The sequence below is a fragment of the Rhizobium sp. 18065 genome (assembly GCF_902706095.1).
Lineage (GTDB): Bacteria > Pseudomonadota > Alphaproteobacteria > Rhizobiales > Rhizobiaceae > Allorhizobium.
In genome coordinates this window covers 43,881-57,889 of sequence record NZ_CACSJP010000003.1, presented here as the reverse complement: position 1 = coordinate 57,889, position 14,009 = coordinate 43,881, and the positions used below count along the sequence as shown (strand labels likewise).

The following is a 14,009-nucleotide window of genomic DNA, read 5'->3' as shown; positions in this document are numbered from 1 at the left end:
TCATTCCTTGTCGGATAAGGGCAGGCTGCTGCGAAGGCGGGCAAGCGGGCTCACCTCGCCGAACAGGCCGCGAGGACGCAGCAGGAGCATGAGGCAGAGGCCGACGCCGATGGCGACGATCTGCAAGGCGGCAGCGCGAGCCTGATCTTCCGGCGGTACGAAGGCCGAGACGACAGCAGCCGTCACCGCCCAGAGACCCCAGACCAGCACCGCACCGGCAATCGCGCCGCGATTGTTGCCGGAACCACCGACGATCAGCATGGCCCAGACCTGGAAAGTCAGGACCGGCATATAATTATCCGGCGCGATGAAGCCGATGAAATGCGCCTGGGCCGCACCTGCAAGCCCCATGATCGCGCCACCGACGGTGAACGCCTGCAGGCGAAAGCGGACAGGCTGCTTGCCCAGCGCTTGTGCGGCCGTCTCGTCCTCGCGGATGGCGCGCAACACGCGACCCCAGGGGCTGCGCGACAGATGTTGCAGGCCGAGATACAGCGCCAGTACGACGATCACCATCAAGCCGCAATTGGCCAGGCTGAACAAAAGGGCATCGCCCTGCAGTTCGGCAAAAGGCCGCGGGATGAAGCCGATCCCGAAGGCGCCGCCAGTCAGCGGCTGCAGGTTGAGCATGCAAAGCTGGACAGTGACTGCGACACCGAAAGTGGCGATCGCGAGGTAATCGGCCCTGAGCCGGATGGTCAACGCGCCGACACCCCAGGAAAGTGCCCCGGAGACGATGGCGGCCCCCAACCAGCCGACTGCGATCGGCATAGCGAAGCCACCGAAGCGGTCCGCAGTTTCCGGCGTGGTCAGAATGGCCGACGTATAGGCGCCGACAGCCACAAAGCCAGCAATGCCGACATTGAACAGCCCGGTCATCCCCCATTGCACGTTCAGGCCCAGCGAGATGACCGCATAGGTAAGCGCCATGGTCAGAAAGAAAGCGCCATAGGCGGCGAGATCGAGGATCATGAGGCTTTTCCAAACAGGCCGCGGGGGCGAATGACAAGGACCGCAATGAGAATGGCAAAGGACACCGCCGCCCGCCATTCCGCCCCGATGATCTGCACCGTGAACGCCTCACACAGACCAATGACAAGCCCGGCAATCATGGCACCCGGAACCGAGCCGATGCCGCCGAGAATGGCGGCTGCGAACAGCGGCAAAAGCAGGTCGTGACCAAGATAGGGACGGATCTGGATGATCAGGCCACTCATCATGCCGGCAATGCAGGCAAGGGCGGCTCCCAGAAACCAGACCGTGCGGATGACGCGGCGGACATCGATCCCGGCAATGCCGGCCAGCCCCGGGTTTTCGCTGACGGCACGCATGGCCCGGCCGATATCGGTTCGGGTCATGATCAGATGAACCGCGACCACCGAGACCAGCGCCACAACCAGCATGGCCAACTGATCCGGCGTGGCACGCAGGCCGCCGCCCAGCTTCATGGCGATCTGCAGCGCCTGGCTGAAATAAGCAGGCTTCGAGGTGAACAGGAATTCGAGCAGGCTGCGCAGCGCAAGCGATGCGCCGAAACTCGCCATGACCATGATGATGATGGCGCTGCCGCGTCGGCGGAAGCTGGAAAACAAAAGCGCATCGACGGCAAGCGCCAGAAGTCCGGTCAAGGCGATGGCCAAGACGGCCGCAATCGGCAGCGACCAGCCGAAGGAAAAGGGACCGAGCGGCGTGGTGAAGCCCGTTCCCAGAACGCCAAGCGCACTGCTGATGCCGAGCGCAAGATAGGCGCCCCAGCTCAGAAACTCGCCATGGGCAAAGTTGGAAAAGCGCAGGATCGAATAGGTGAGCGTCACGCCGATGGCACCGAGGCCGATGATGGCGCCGGCAATCAGTCCATCCATGAGAAACTGCGAGTTCATCGGGCCACCCCGCCAGAGGCGTGCCGCGCCGTGCCGAGATAGATCTGGCCGATCAGCGGATCGTCGGCAAGTTCGGCGGGTGTTCCTTCGTGGCGCATGCACCCTTCGGCCAAGATGACGGCACGATCGGCAATCGCCATCGCCGCCTTCACATTCTGCTCGACCAGCACGATCGTAACGCCATCGCCATTGACACGTTTGAGCATGGCAAACACCTCTGCGACAATCTTCGGCGACAGCCCGGCCGACGGCTCATCCAGGATCAGGACCGGCGGATCCAGCGCCAGTGCGCGGGCAACCGCCAGCATCTGCCGCTGCCCGCCTGATAGGGCTCCGGCCAGCCGCGTCGGCCGAACGGCGAGGTCCGGAAACCTGGCAAACAGCGCATCGATCTTGGCAACGCGCGCTGATTTGGGCAGGAGCGCCACGGCGATCTGCAGGTTTTCCAGAATGCTCATGCTGGCAAAGACGTTGTCCGTCTGCGGCACAAAGGCCAGCCCTTGCGCCAACTTGCGATGCGGCGCAACGCTTGTAATATCCTGGCTACCCAGATGGATCGTGCCCGAATGGACCGGGACCATGCCGGCGATTGCCTTGACGAAGGTTGACTTTCCTGCACCGTTCGGCCCGAGAAGAATGACAAGCTCGCCTTTTTTGACTGCGAAATCCACGCCGCGCACGATCGGCAGATCGGCTTCGTAGCCAGCGAAAAGCGCAGATGTTGCAAGAGCTGGGCTTGTCATGCGCCACCTCCCAGATAGGCTTCGATCACCGCAGGATCGGCCGCGACCTCCGCCGGCGAGCCTTGTGCCAGCGGCTTGCCGAGCGCCATTGCGACAACACGCGAACATAGCCGCGATACCATCTCCATGTTGTGCTCGATCAGCAGGATCGACTTCCCCTGCCCGTTCAGCGCCACGATTCGCTCGATAAGCACCTCCAGCAGGGCGGGGTTTACCCCGGCTGCCGGCTCGTCGAGCAAGATCACCTGCGGATCGGCCATCAGCACGCGCGCCAGTTCCAAAAGCTTGCGCTGACCGCCGGAAAGCACGCGAGCCGGCTGATGCGCAAGCGGCGAAAGCGTGACGAACTCCAGAAGGTCACGGGCCTTTTCAAGCGATGCCTTTTCTTCGCGTCTTACGCGTCCGGGCGTGAGAAAATTGGCAAACAGCCTCTCGCCATGCTGCTTTTGCGCGCCGACCAGCAGATTTTCGAGCACGCTCATTTCGGGAAACGGTCTCGGGATCTGGAAGGTACGGGCGACACCATGGGCAATGCGTCGCTCCGGCGGCTCGCCGGACACTTCGCGGCCTTCGATCCAAATCTCGCCAGCACTCGGCTTGAGGCTGCCGGCCAGCAGATTGAACATGGTCGTTTTGCCGGCACCGTTCGGGCCAATCAGGCCGACCATCTCGCCCTGAGCGACCTTTAGTGACATGTCCGAAACAACAGCCAGCCCATCGAACCGCTTGGACAGATGTCGTGCCTCTATCGATGGCGGCGCGACAGCTTGCGACGCTGGCGCTGGTGGTTGGAGAGTTTCGGCAGTCATATGCAAAAAGAGGCCTTGATCTGGTCGTTGATGTTTGATCAAACTTTACGACAGGACTAAAATCAACCGATATTTCCTGAAAGGCGCATTGGTGGCAGGAATTGCGGAAACGGTCGACCAGAGGGATGAACGGCTCACCCCCCGCCTGACACCGGTCGAGCGCGAGACGGTGCAGGACCGTGTCTACGGCCAGTTGCGCCGCACCTTGATCAACGGCGGCTTTGCTGCCGGCGACATGCTGCGCATCGTCGATCTGGCGGAAAGATTGAAGACGAGCACAATGCCGGTGCGCGAGGCTCTCGGCCGGCTTGTTTCCGAACAGGCGCTGGAAGCCCTTCCCAACCGCTCGGTTCGCGTGCCTCTGATCACCCGACAACGCCTTGATGATCTGGAGCGCGCGCGCATCCTGATCGAGGGCCGTCTGGTGGCGCTCGCCTGCCACCGGTTGACGCCAGACGATCACGAGGGGTTGAAACAAACCAACAGGGATTGCGAGGCCGCCTTTGAGAGGCACGGCCAGGACATCGCGCCGGTGACATCAGAGATCAACCAGCGTTTTCATTTCCAGATCTACCGGGCCGCAGGTTCGCAGGTGCTGATTCCCATGGTGGAAAGCCTTTGGCTACAGTCCGGTCCGGTGGTGCGTGCGGCAGCCCATATCCACGACGAACAAGGGGGACTTGCCGCAACCAATCACCACTGGACGATCGTGGCGGCGCTTGAGGCTCGCGACGAACAAGCGGCGGTCGACGCGCTGGCAAACGACATTGGACGCTCATTCGACCTGGTGCGCGGCCGTCTCGATGCCGGCGACGAAGCAGCATGAGGAAAGTGCTATGAACGAAGCCGACGATACATTCGAGCTTTTCGACCTGCGGGTCGACGTGGTGATCCCGGAAAATGGCGCCGTCTATTGCGGCGCGAAGCCCGGCGATTATTTCGAACTGCGGGGTGAAATGCTACATCTGCCGGCGGGACAGGGCATTTCCATCTACTCGCTCGCCTCGGTCTTGCCGCTGCTGGCCGCCAAGCAACGCCCGACCCATGCGCATGACTGGATGACGACGGATGCAGATATCGCCTGCCCCGATCCCAATTGCTCGACCCGGCTGAGGATCCGGCGCACCGGCCGTCGCCGCTTCAGCCATGCCGACACCACCGCAGTCCCTCTCGAAGAAAAACAGTGACCATGCAGCGCATTACCATCGCCCCCGACTATGAGATTTCCCGCGTCATTCGCGGCGGCTGGCAACTGGCTGGCGGCCACGGTGCGGTCGATCATGAAATGGCGATCGACGACATGGTGGCCTTTGCCGATGCGGGTATCACCACCTTCGACTGCGCCGATATCTATACCGGCGTCGAAGACCTGATTGGTCGCTTTCGACGACACTACCGCGACACGCACGGACAGTCTGCCGTGGATCGCATCCGCGTGCATACCAAGTTCGTCCCCGATCTCGGCATTCTGCCAACTATCACCAAGGCCTATGTGGAAAGCGTGATCGACACGTCGCGCAAGCGCCTGAACCTTGAGCGCCTTGATCTCGTGCAGTTCCACTGGTGGGACTACGAGATGCCGTTATGGCTGGAAACGCTCGGTTGGCTGAAGGAATTGCAGGACGACGGCCGGATCGACAAGATCAGCGGCACCAATTTCGACAGCGACCATGTGCATACGATCCTCGATGCCGGTATCCCCTTCACCTCGCTGCAACTGCAATATTCTCTGCTCGACCGACGCCCGGAAAAGCGCATGGTGGCCCTGGCAAAACGCCATGACGTCGCGCTGTTTTGCTACGGCACGGTCGCCGGCGGTTTTCTATCCGATCGCTGGCTCGGCAAGACCGAGCCTGAGCATCCGTTGGAGAACCGCTCGCTCACCAAATACAAGCTGATCATCGACGATCTGGGCGGATGGGATCTCTTCCAGGCGCTGTTGCAGGCCTTGCGCAAGATCGCAGACCGACACACCACCGATATTGCAACGATTGCCAGTGCCGCCATGCTGCGCCGGCCGGGAGTGTCTGCGGTCATCGTCGGCGCCCGCAACCGCGATCATCTCGCGTCCAATCTCACCATTGCCAGTGTCGCCCTGTCGGACGCCGATCTTGCCGAGATCGACGCCGCGCTGGTCGGCGCTCAGGAACTCGAGGGCGACGTCTATACACTCGAGCGCGATCGCACGGGGCGCCACGGCAGCATCATGAAATACAATCTCAACAAAGGGGAATGACATGAACAAGGGGAACAATATGAAACGACTGGTACTCGCCTCCACCATGCTCACAGGCATCGCGCTCAGCGCAGCCCCGGCAGTTTCGCAGGACTGCGACATCACCGTCGGTGTCGTGATGGAACTGACCGGTCCTGCCGGGGAATATGGCAAGGCAGGCGCAAAATCCGTCGAAATGGCGTTCCGCGATTTCAATGATGCGGGCGGCGTGGGCGGCTGCAAGCTCGTGATGGACACGCGCGACAGCCAGAGCCAGGGCAATGTCGCCGTGGATCAGGCGACCCAGCTCGTCAATATCAAGAAGGTGCCGGTCATCATCGGCGGCATCATTTCCTCGGTATCGATCCCGATCCTCACCTCCGTTACAGCGCCGGCTGGTGTCGTGCAGGTTTCGCCAGCCTCGTCTTCGCCGACGCTGACGGCACTCGGTCGCGATGGCAAGACCAATGGCGTGTTCTTCCGCACCATCACCTCGGATGCACTGCAGGGTACCGCAGCGGCGAAATACGCGCTCGACCAGGGCATGAAGAAGATTGCCATCATTCACGTCAACAATGACTTCGGCAACAATCTGATGAACGAGTTTACCGCAGCTTACACCAAGCTCGGCGGCACGATCACGTCGACCACGCCCTACAATGAAAAGCAGGCGAGCTATTCTTCCGAAGCCTCCGTTGCCATGACCGACGAACCGGATGCGCTCTACCTCGTGTCAACCCCGGTCGACGGCGCCACGATCGCCCGCGCCTGGATCTCCGGCGGCGGTGCGCAGAAATTCCTGTTCAACGACGGCATGAACTCCAAGGATTTCATCGCAAGCGTCGGCGCACAGTATCTCAACGAAGCCTATGGTACCTCGTCCGGTACGACGCCGACGGCCTCGACTGAGTATTTCAACGCCAACTACGAACAGTTCTCCGGCGGCATTGCGCCATCCGCTCCGGCGGCCGACCGCTCCTATGATGCCGGCGCCATCGTGGCGCTTGCTATCGCCAAGGCGGGAAAGCCTGAAAAGGATGCCATCAAGGCCGCCATTTTCGAAGTGACCGCGCCTGGCGGCACGCCAATCCATGCTGGCAAGGCGGAATTCGAAAAGGCCCTGGCGCTGCTGAAGGAAGGCAAGCCGATCAAATATGAAGGCGTCATCGGACCGGTCAGCTTTGATCAGTATGGTGACATCACCGGTCCCTTCCGCCTGTGGAAGATTACCGATGGCGAGGTGACGACAGTCGGCGAAATGCCATCCGAGGACGTGTCCAAGATCAAGGCTTCGCTCGGCAAGTAACCGGCACAGTCAAACGTCGGAACGGGCAGCCATGAAAGGCTGCCCGTTGTCGTTCGGGTCGAAGGGTGCGCTCGGCCTTTTTGGCGCGCGCTCATTCTGGGTGAGCTTCCTGTTTCCAGCTGGCCGATCGGAACTTATGGCGGTGCCATGCATTGGCGTCAAAGGGATACCGCCATCTCCCAGGAACCCAGCAAGTCAGCTCCCGCATCCAAGCACGAAGCCAGTGACCCGCATCCCGGCAGTGTCTCGCCGACAGTGTCTCGGATGGAACACGCCGCGATGCCGTCGAGACAGACGGCACCAATGCCGGTGGCGGTGCCGAGAAGCCCGGAAAACGCGCACCACCGTCAGCGTAAGCACAGATCAGCTGGATCTACTGTGTACCTCAAGGGAGGAAAATCGAAATGGACGATGATCGCTCAGCGCAGGCGAAGGGAGGTGGACGGTCATGGTGGGCGATCTGACCAACATGAGGCGCGTCCGTTCCATGCACTGAGCCCGTTGTGGCTGGCAAGTCGTGGCTGGCAGAACGCCGACTAGCGCTGGCGCAACCGGCGCAATGCACTCGTGTTCAACTCACGACATCGGCAAAAGCGAACTATGGCGAAAACATCCCCCCACCGTATCGCACATTTTGCAAACCGGACGCGGTCTCTGCATCGGCCAGCGAGACTATCGCCAAAGCGACGGAGGCACTCAACTATGTGCCGAACCGGATGTGGCCATGCCGCCGACTTCGGACTGTAGCAGCGTCGGAGATCGCCATTGGTCAAATGCAGATGGGCTCCGGCCCATGAGCGTTTAGCCGATGAGGGAGGATCGTTGCGCGGTCAGAGATGGACGACTGTCCATGACTGTCGTAAAATACTCTTTGGATGTGGCAATGGACCTTCGGGAGGAAACTCATGCCTATCTTCATGGACCGGCACGATCTTGCCGGCGCTTCTGCTGCGGATGTTGCTGAGGCGCACCTGAAAGATCTCAATATTCAGGATCAGTATGGCGTCAAGTTTCTGACTTACTGGTTTGACCATAGACGTGGAACGACCTTCTGTCTCATCGATGCGCCGGACGTGGAAACCGCGCAGTGCGTGCATCGAGAGGCGCATGGATTCATCGCTGGCGAAGTCGTCGAGGTAGCACTATCCGCCGTCGAGGCGTTCCTCGGGCGAATACAGGATCCTACAGCGGCCGTGGCGACTTCAAGAGATATGGATGCTGGTCACCGGGCGGTTCTTTTCACCGACATCGTCGGATCTACCGAAATGACATCACGACTTGGCGATCGCATGGCCACCGAACTTGTCAGGGCTCACGATGCCCTCGTTCGCGGTTGCCTGGGACGGCGATCGGGCCGTGAAGTCAAGCATACCGGGGACGGAATAATGGCCGCATTCTCGTCCACGGTGTTTGCCGTAGACTGCGCCATTGATATCCAGCGCGAGTTTCATCACTTCAACTTGGGCAGTTCCGAGCCAATTCACATCCGCATTGGACTGGATTGTGGTGAACCAGTCGAAGACAGCAACGATCTTTTCGGCAAGACGGTGCAACTCGCAGCAAGGCTTTGTGCTGCCGCCAGTAGCGATCAAATCCTGATATCAGAAAACGTATGCCAGGAGTATGGCAAGACTAGTGTGTTCACAAATGGCAGCCACCACAGATTGAAAGGATTTGCAAAGCCAGTCCTGGCATATCGCTGCGAATGGTTGAACTAGCTATGACTTGCCGCGTCCAGATGATCTTTTCCAGTTGCTACCTTGATCTGTTCCTGACGATATCAATTCCGACATATTCTCGCTACGACACAGTCACGCTGTAGAACGGCAAAAGGCGCCTGTTCTCTCCGAGAGACTTTGCTGCCTGTGGAAATACCGAATGGCTGGGCCTTCGTTACCCATTCATATAGCGTCTACGCTGTACAGCCGATCTTGGCGGCGATAGAGCCACCGCCGCCCATCGAAAAGAACGCTCGCCGCCGTGATCCGAAACCATCCGAACGGCTCGGGCGCGGACTTCCCCGGAAAACTTGTTAGTCGTCTTGCGCATAGTGGCTCCACTTTCACAGAAGTTGGAACCTCTAGCGAATCCAGGGCGGCTCAGGGATGAACCTAACCTCGTGTCCGATAAACCGGCAGCAGGCCACACTACTCAATCGCGTCAGCCGCGTTTCAGGCGCTTGATCAGCGTGTTTGCACGGCGGAGTGTCGTGAAAGCAGCGCCAATCACGACCACGGACAACCCAATTGTCAGCACCTGATTGTGTCCATCCCAGAGCGGTTCGACAAGCGTCGCCAATGCCGCTGCTGTTACTGTCGCCATTCGATGCTGCTTGGCCATTGGGCCGGAGAAGTCGCTCGGATGGCCATTGGCCCGGCCAAGTTCACGGATATAGGCCGTCAACACGGCAAAGGCTCCGGCTGCCCATCCAAGATCCGGGACGCCGAGACCGTAGCCGAGGCCGACGAAGATCAGAAGGTCTGCGACGCGATCGGGAAACTCGTTCCAGAATGGACCGTCAGGCTCTCTCTTTCCGCCTTCGATGGCAACCATGCCGTCGAAGAGGTTGCAAAGCAGCCGGACCTGGCAGCAGAGTGCTGCGAGCAACAGCAAGCTCACACGTGGCCAGTCGCTGGCAGTACCGGCCAGATAGAACGCTCCGCCGGCAATCGCCGCCGCCGCCATGCTTGCCCGGGATATCTGATTGGGCCTGATATCGCGCGCCGCCAACCAGCGGGCAATGGCGCCGGCCCAGCGGGTATTTCGACTGTCCAGCGGTCGTCTGTCGCCTGTATCGGTCATGGCCCTCGCCTTGCAGAAATCGAGTAATTGTAGATCGTGGCGTAACTGGTCGACACCAGAAGAGGAACTGCGATGGTCTTCCATATTTCCGGTGTGCCACTTGCTGCATGGATCGCAACGAGAAGACTGGCCGACCCGAGGCAGGCAATCGCCGGCGGAGCCCATAACTGCACCGGGTAAGCAATGCGGCGCGAAAGGCCATCGATCACCGATTTGAGCAAGAGCGTCAGGCCGGCCGACATCGTGCCCTGAACCAGGCCGGCATAAATCGGTTGCGGCATGTCATGGCCAAGATTGACGAAGACCGCCCAACCTCCCATTGCAATGAAGGCAAAAAGGACATGCACCCCTCCATTGCGGGCAAACCGTCGCAGGGGTTCCCTAGTCAAAGCGACCACCAGTACCGGACGATATGGAAGAAGATTGGCGCAGAGAAAACGACGGAATCCAGTCGGTCGATCAGGCCGCCATGGCCTTCGATCAAATTGCCCCAGTCCTTTACGCCGCGATCGCGCTTGATCGCTGACATGACCAGACCACCGAAGAAGCCCATCAGCGTGATGATGAAGGCCAGAAGGCCGGCCTGGAATGGCGTGAAGGGCGTGATCCACCATAGGGCAGCACCAATCAACGTGGCACTGACCACGCCGCCGACAAAGCCTTCGACGGTTTTGGAGGGTGACAGATTGGGAGCGATCTTGTTGCGCCCGAACATTTTGCCCCAGACATATTGCAGGACGTCACTGAGCTGGACAACGATGACCAGGAAGGCGATCAGCAGGACATTGCGGCCCTCGTAACCCTGAATGTGCAGCGTCAGCAATGCTGGCACATGTGAAGCGCAGAAGACGCAGATCATTAAGGCCCATTGCACTTCAGCGATGCGGATCAAGAAGCGTTCGGTATCGCCCCTGAGCACCGAAATGATCGGCATCAAAAGGAAGGCATAGACCGGAATGAAAATCGAAAAGATGCCGTATTCTTCCGCCCAGAGCAGATAGTACTGGATCGGCACGACAAGGAAGAAGGCTGCGGCAAGGGCCCAGTGATCGGCCCTGCGCGTGTTGATCAGCGTCACGAATTCGCGCAATGCCGCGAACGAGCAGAAGCCGAACAGGACCAGCACGCCAATCCGGCCGGCGACGAAGGCAAGGCCTATCAGCACCACCATCACCCACCAGGCCTTGATGCGCGCATTGAGGTTTTCGATCGATGCGTTCGAACCGGTTGGGGAAAAACGCAGCTGGAGACCGTAGCCGACGGCTGATGCAAAGATCAGCACACCGAAGATACCAATCACAAGCATCAGGAGATCAGAATTCGCGGCACTCATTCGCCACCTCCTGCCGGTCGGGGAGACAGGGCCAGAAGGGCTGCCTGCATCCGTTGGAGAAACGCGTCCTTGGCTTCGTCAGGCTCGATGCGCAGTGGATTCCCGAAGGTGACCGTGCATATCAGCGGGATCGGCACAATCTCTCCCTTCGGCATTACCCGGTTCAAATTGTTGATCCAGACCGGAACGAGGTCGGTGTCCGATCGAGCTGTGATCAAATGGAAAATTCCGCTTTTAAACGGTAGGAGCGGTGCGTCGGTCTGGTTTCGCGTGCCCTCGGGAAAAAGAATGAGGGAGGATCCGGCATCGATCGCCTCGGCCATCTGCTCGATCGGATCATGGATCCGATTGTCGCGCTCTCTGGCGATCAGAACCGCATTGAACACGTCACTGCCAATGAATCGCGTGAGCCTGGATTTCAGCCAGTATTCTGCGCCAGCCACGGGGCGTGCCTGCTGCCGAAGCCTTGGCGGCAAAACCGTCCAGACCAGCACGAAGTCGCCGTGGCTGGAATGGTTGGCGAAATAAATGCAGGGGCGGGTCGGCAGTCCCTCTTCGGCCCAGATGGCGCGCACAGCCGTGACCGCGCGGGCAAACAGCACGATCACTGACGCCGCGGCCTCTATCAGCAAAGCCTTCATTCTTCCCCCCGACCCAACCCAGCACTAGTGGCAATCAAACTGTATCATCTGCGCACGGGGAAGAAAGATGCGCTGCCGGATCTCGATTGGCCGCAAATGAGGAAAAAATAGCGCTTCCTAATCTTGCCGTCCGATAAATATGGTCCGGTTCCGCCTTGCCAGCGTTCGCAGCACCGTATCCGCCAGGTTCGCCGCCTGAGCAGCAATCTCCGGGACGCCGATCAACTCACCAAATGCCGGGCGTGCGGGCGGCCCCGCGACAAAGAGACTGGTGTTCGGGCAGCCGTCTAGCGAGATGATGCGACCTCCTCGATCGCAAACCAAGCCCAAACCAAGTGGGTCGGATTGAACCAACCCTTCTCGATGAAGAGCGAGCAGGAAATTTTGGTGTGTACCGTAGTCCCGGAAATCGGGCCCTGTCGCAAGCAGAATGTGTTGGCAGCGATGAGTCAGGTCGCAACCGTCTCGCGTGGCGATCCTCGCAACGAGATCTCGCCCGTCCTGCCGCACGGAAGCCAGGTCTCCGACCATGGTCTCGACCTGACCGGTAGCCATCCCCTCCATCAGGAAGGCGGATACCTGTGGCGGCATCCGGTATCTATGGACGTCGTACCACCGCCGCAGACGACGAAGCAATTTCTGGCGCTCGCATTCAGGAAGACGCTGCCAGACACATTGTGCCTGCTGCCGCAGAGCATCGAAGACCGGCTGCCAGGGAATGCCATGCGTTGCGGCATCCAAGATCGTTGCCCGTACCTTCACCAAAACTTGCCGGGCGGTGGTCAGGGCCTCTTCCTGGAAATTTCCGTAAGGCGAAAAGCCACCGCCTGCGTGCGGTCTCGGCAGAAGACCGGAGCGAGAGAGAAGCGAAATCTTCCCCTGATGGCCCTGGGCGTTGAGCCGCACCAATGCATCAAGGGCGGTCAGTCCTGAACCGACAATCAGTATACTGCTGTCGGGGTTGAAGTCTCTCAGTGCGTCTGGTGCCATTGCATCTGTCACCCTCATGGCCGTTGGCTTGCTCAGCTTTTCCAGAGCCCGCGGCCTCGAGGCTGGGGGGTGCCCCGTCGCGACAATCAGCATGTCGGCTACAATCTTCGTGCCGCCAGCGCCCGTAACGTGCCACTGATCGTTCACCCGGCAGACTATCGATACCGTCTCGCGAAGGTGACGAATGTTACCGTCCTTGACCAGAGGCGCCATTTGCTGGTGCATGAAGCGACCGAAATCACGGCGTCGGGCAAAAATCCCTTCAGATGTGAAGGCCGCCGGGTCGACGGTCAATGTGCCACTTGACTGCAACCAGTCGAGAAACGCCGACGGCGTGCCGGGAACAGCACGCATCCGATGGGCCGCGACGTTGAGCCGGACATCGGGGTCGCTCGTATCGTAAGCAAGGCCACTGCCGAGTTGTGCACGCGGTTCAAAGACCGTGACGTCTTCGACATGTCCGAAGCCGCGCTCGACGAGAAGTTTGGCGACAGTTGCTCCCGTGAAGCCGCCTCCGATAATGGCGATCCTTGAGCCATGCACATGATCGGTGGTCCTCGCCCGCGGCGAAGATATCCTGATTTTCAACATGGCAGTCTTCCCTCCGGTTCGCGGCAGTAGAGTTAGACATATTTTCTATAAAATATATGTAGATTAAAAATGTTTGTCTACTGCGTCAGTTCCACGGCTGATATCTCTTGCTCCAGATGAGCCCAAAGGGAGTGGAATTATGAGCCGTTTTATCGCGACAGAGTTTGCCGAGCCCCGTATTCGTCCCGTCCTCGATCAGCCCGCCGATGCTATCAATCTGAAAGAGGCCATGAGAACACTGGGCGGCGGAGTCTGCATTGTGACGGCGGGCGAAGGCGATCTCCGGTCAGGAGCCACTGTCACCTCTGCGACGGCATTGTCGGTAGATCCCCCGCGCATGCTCGTTTCCCTCAACAGGACGTCCTCGACATGGCCTGTCGTTGATCGCTTCCATCATTTCGCCATCAATGTGCTGGGCGCGGAACACAAGGGCCTTGCGAACCGTTTTGCCGGGATAGGCGGCCTGAAGGGAGCAGAGCGCTATCGTAGCGCCGAATGGACCAGACTTGCCAGCGGCGCGCCCGTGCTGGAAGATGCCGTTGCGGCTCTGGACTGTGAAGTCGAGGAGGCGATTGAGAGACACAGCCATGTCATCGTCATTGGCAGAGTGCTCGCAATTCGGATCGGATTTGGAAATTCCTTGCTCTATCAAAACGGGAGATACCATTCTGTCGATTGATGACAATCAGTCTCATGTCC

At 59.7% G+C, this 14,009-nt stretch carries 15 protein-coding genes and 1 pseudogene; 6 read left to right on the top strand and 10 right to left on the bottom strand.

Translation table 11 applies throughout. The annotated features are described in order from the left end of the window. The 4 genes from GVK95_RS09045 to GVK95_RS09030 are packed head-to-tail and all read right to left on the bottom strand — an operon-like array spanning nucleotide 1 to nucleotide 3,432. On the bottom strand, nucleotides 1-972 hold the full coding sequence (locus GVK95_RS09045; protein WP_159948737.1) for a branched-chain amino acid ABC transporter permease: 972 nt from the start codon (nucleotides 970-972) through the stop codon (nucleotides 1-3). Then, nucleotides 969-1,880, bottom strand: coding sequence for a branched-chain amino acid ABC transporter permease (locus GVK95_RS09040; RefSeq protein WP_159948735.1), 912 nt, complete (start codon nucleotides 1,878-1,880; stop codon nucleotides 969-971). Before GVK95_RS09040 ends, GVK95_RS09045 begins: the two co-directional genes overlap by 4 nt. Continuing rightward, nucleotides 1,877-2,623: an ABC transporter ATP-binding protein gene (locus GVK95_RS09035; RefSeq protein WP_159948733.1), complete on the bottom strand. Its 747-nt coding sequence runs from the start codon at nucleotides 2,621-2,623 to the stop codon at nucleotides 1,877-1,879. The genes GVK95_RS09040 and GVK95_RS09035 overlap by 4 nt, the downstream gene beginning before the upstream one ends. Continuing rightward, nucleotides 2,620-3,432, bottom strand: a complete 813-nt coding sequence (locus GVK95_RS09030) for an ABC transporter ATP-binding protein (RefSeq protein WP_159948731.1) — start codon at nucleotides 3,430-3,432, stop codon at nucleotides 2,620-2,622. The genes GVK95_RS09035 and GVK95_RS09030 overlap by 4 nt, the downstream gene beginning before the upstream one ends. Nucleotides 3,433-3,523: 91 nt before the next feature. On the opposite strand from GVK95_RS09030, the gene GVK95_RS09025 reads away from it, so the two are divergent. From GVK95_RS09025 to GVK95_RS09005, 5 genes are all read left to right on the top strand, one after another. After that, complete coding sequence (locus GVK95_RS09025; protein WP_159948729.1) at nucleotides 3,524-4,258, top strand: GntR family transcriptional regulator; 735 nt, start codon at nucleotides 3,524-3,526, stop codon at nucleotides 4,256-4,258. A 10-nt stretch (nucleotides 4,259-4,268) separates the two neighbouring features. Then, complete coding sequence (locus GVK95_RS09020; protein ID WP_159948727.1) at nucleotides 4,269-4,619, top strand: TIGR04076 family protein; 351 nt, start codon at nucleotides 4,269-4,271, stop codon at nucleotides 4,617-4,619. Between the two features lie 2 nt (nucleotides 4,620-4,621). After that, a complete protein-coding gene (locus GVK95_RS09015; protein ID WP_159948725.1) occupies nucleotides 4,622-5,668 on the top strand; it encodes an aldo/keto reductase in 1,047 nt (348 codons plus the stop codon). Between the two features lie 19 nt (nucleotides 5,669-5,687). Continuing rightward, on the top strand, nucleotides 5,688-6,953 hold the full coding sequence (locus GVK95_RS09010) for an ABC transporter substrate-binding protein (RefSeq protein ID WP_159949484.1): 1,266 nt from the start codon (nucleotides 5,688-5,690) through the stop codon (nucleotides 6,951-6,953). Nucleotides 6,954-7,858: 905 nt separating this feature from the next. After that, a complete protein-coding gene (locus GVK95_RS09005; protein WP_159948723.1) occupies nucleotides 7,859-8,671 on the top strand; it encodes a nickel-binding protein in 813 nt (270 codons plus the stop codon). Between the two features lie 197 nt (nucleotides 8,672-8,868). On the opposite strand, the pseudogene GVK95_RS09000 reads toward GVK95_RS09005, so the two are convergent. The 6 genes and pseudogenes from GVK95_RS09000 to GVK95_RS08975 form a co-directional block, all read right to left on the bottom strand. Next, a pseudogene (locus tag GVK95_RS09000) lies at nucleotides 8,869-9,002 on the bottom strand (IS3 family transposase); the annotation flags it as partial. Between the two features lie 111 nt (nucleotides 9,003-9,113). Beyond that, the gene (locus tag GVK95_RS08995) at nucleotides 9,114-9,755 is read right to left on the bottom strand and encodes a CDP-alcohol phosphatidyltransferase family protein (protein ID WP_159948721.1); all 642 of its coding nucleotides are present in this window, start codon (nucleotides 9,753-9,755) and stop codon (nucleotides 9,114-9,116) included. Further along, the gene (locus GVK95_RS08990; RefSeq protein ID WP_244618739.1) at nucleotides 9,752-10,075 is read right to left on the bottom strand and encodes a hypothetical protein; all 324 of its coding nucleotides are present in this window, start codon (nucleotides 10,073-10,075) and stop codon (nucleotides 9,752-9,754) included. The genes GVK95_RS08995 and GVK95_RS08990 overlap by 4 nt, the downstream gene beginning before the upstream one ends. A 65-nt stretch (nucleotides 10,076-10,140) precedes the next feature. Continuing rightward, complete coding sequence (locus GVK95_RS08985; RefSeq protein WP_159948717.1) at nucleotides 10,141-11,088, bottom strand: phosphatidate cytidylyltransferase; 948 nt, start codon at nucleotides 11,086-11,088, stop codon at nucleotides 10,141-10,143. Then, entirely contained in the window at nucleotides 11,085-11,729 is a 645-nt protein-coding gene (locus GVK95_RS08980) for a lysophospholipid acyltransferase family protein (protein WP_159948715.1), read from the bottom strand. The genes GVK95_RS08985 and GVK95_RS08980 overlap by 4 nt, the downstream gene beginning before the upstream one ends. 117 nt (nucleotides 11,730-11,846) lie before the next feature. Beyond that, a complete protein-coding gene (locus tag GVK95_RS08975) occupies nucleotides 11,847-13,310 on the bottom strand; it encodes an FAD/NAD(P)-binding protein (RefSeq protein ID WP_159948713.1) in 1,464 nt (487 codons plus the stop codon). Between the two features lie 139 nt (nucleotides 13,311-13,449). Here GVK95_RS08975 and GVK95_RS08970 point away from each other — a divergent pair, with 139 nt between their 5' ends. Continuing rightward, nucleotides 13,450-13,989 (top strand): flavin reductase family protein, encoded by a 540-nt coding sequence (locus tag GVK95_RS08970; RefSeq protein WP_159948711.1) that lies wholly within the window; start codon nucleotides 13,450-13,452, stop codon nucleotides 13,987-13,989. Nucleotides 13,990-14,009 lie beyond the last annotated feature (20 nt).

Excerpts from the sequence above, each read along its gene's own strand:
- GVK95_RS08995 (WP_159948721.1), bottom strand. The coding sequence starts at position 9,755 with ATGACCGATACAGGCGACAGACGACCGCTGGACAGTCGAAATACCCGC.
- GVK95_RS08985 (WP_159948717.1), bottom strand. The coding sequence starts at position 11,088 with ATGAGTGCCGCGAATTCTGATCTCCTGATGCTTGTGATTGGTATCTTC.
- GVK95_RS09040 (WP_159948735.1), bottom strand. The coding sequence starts at position 1,880 with ATGAACTCGCAGTTTCTCATGGATGGACTGATTGCCGGCGCCATCATC.
- GVK95_RS08975 (WP_159948713.1), bottom strand. The coding sequence starts at position 13,310 with ATGTTGAAAATCAGGATATCTTCGCCGCGGGCGAGGACCACCGATCAT.
- GVK95_RS08980 (WP_159948715.1), bottom strand. The coding sequence starts at position 11,729 with ATGAAGGCTTTGCTGATAGAGGCCGCGGCGTCAGTGATCGTGCTGTTT.
- GVK95_RS09035 (WP_159948733.1), bottom strand. The coding sequence starts at position 2,623 with ATGACAAGCCCAGCTCTTGCAACATCTGCGCTTTTCGCTGGCTACGAA.
- GVK95_RS09045 (WP_159948737.1), bottom strand. The coding sequence starts at position 972 with ATGATCCTCGATCTCGCCGCCTATGGCGCTTTCTTTCTGACCATGGCG.
- GVK95_RS09020 (WP_159948727.1), top strand. The coding sequence starts at position 4,269 with ATGAACGAAGCCGACGATACATTCGAGCTTTTCGACCTGCGGGTCGAC.
- GVK95_RS09030 (WP_159948731.1), bottom strand. The coding sequence starts at position 3,432 with ATGACTGCCGAAACTCTCCAACCACCAGCGCCAGCGTCGCAAGCTGTC.
- GVK95_RS08990 (WP_244618739.1), bottom strand. The coding sequence starts at position 10,075 with ATGGGAGGTTGGGCGGTCTTCGTCAATCTTGGCCATGACATGCCGCAA.
- GVK95_RS09015 (WP_159948725.1), top strand. The coding sequence starts at position 4,622 with ATGCAGCGCATTACCATCGCCCCCGACTATGAGATTTCCCGCGTCATT.
- GVK95_RS08970 (WP_159948711.1), top strand. The coding sequence starts at position 13,450 with ATGAGCCGTTTTATCGCGACAGAGTTTGCCGAGCCCCGTATTCGTCCC.
- GVK95_RS09005 (WP_159948723.1), top strand. The coding sequence starts at position 7,859 with ATGCCTATCTTCATGGACCGGCACGATCTTGCCGGCGCTTCTGCTGCG.
- GVK95_RS09010 (WP_159949484.1), top strand. The coding sequence starts at position 5,688 with ATGAAACGACTGGTACTCGCCTCCACCATGCTCACAGGCATCGCGCTC.